We start from the raw sequence: 731 nt of genomic DNA on the forward strand, positions 1-731 counted from the left end.
GTCGTGGTCGTCGGGCGCCGCCGCGAAGGCCGTGCGACCCCCGGTGGCGACCCGGCGGCCCGTGCCGCGGCGCACGACGAGCACCTCGTCACCTGCCGCGACGTCGTGCCACCCGCGGCGGCGGCCCGTGCGGTCGAACAGCGGCGACAGCAGGACCACGACCACGCCGACGACGCACAGCAGCACGCCCGCGCCGACGACCAGCCCGCGCAGCAGGACGCGCAGGACCCCGACGGGCTCGCGCGTCTCCACGTCGAGCGTCCGGATGCCGACGACGGCACGGCCGAGCGTCGCACCCGTGCGGCCGTGCAGCACCCACTGCACGACCCCGACGACCAGCACGAGCAGGGCACCGACCGCCACGCCCGCACCGGGTGCGGGCACCGTCTCGCCCGCCGTCGCAGCACGGACCGCGTCGACCCACCACGCGACGAGCAGCCAGCCGCCCAGCACGAGGACGACGAAGGCGTCGAGGGCGGCGGCCGCGGCCCGCCTGCCGAGTCCGGCGGGCGGCTCGTCGGCGGGCACCGCCGACCGGCTCGTGTGGCGGGGTGCGGGGACGGGCTGCACGTGGACTTCCTCGGATCGAGCGGGGCGGGGCACGGGACGGGACGGTGCGTCAGGGACCGGCGCGGCCACGGCGCGGGGCACGGCCGGTGCGGCGCGCACGGCCCGTGGCGTCGGGACGACCGGCGTCACGCGTGCGGCGGGCGTCACGCGCGCGGTGGCGC

The 731-nt window shown here is 79.3% G+C and carries 1 protein-coding gene; it reads right to left on the minus strand.

What is annotated here, in order from left to right; translation table 11 throughout:
- On the minus strand, positions 1 to 570 hold a 570-nt coding region (locus CBZ_RS20555), incomplete at its 3' end, for an RDD family protein (protein ID WP_165446884.1).
- Positions 571 to 731 lie beyond the last annotated feature (161 nt).

The sequence above is a fragment of the Cellulomonas biazotea genome (genome assembly GCF_004306155.1).
Classification (GTDB): Bacteria; Actinomycetota; Actinomycetes; order Actinomycetales; family Cellulomonadaceae; genus Cellulomonas; species Cellulomonas biazotea.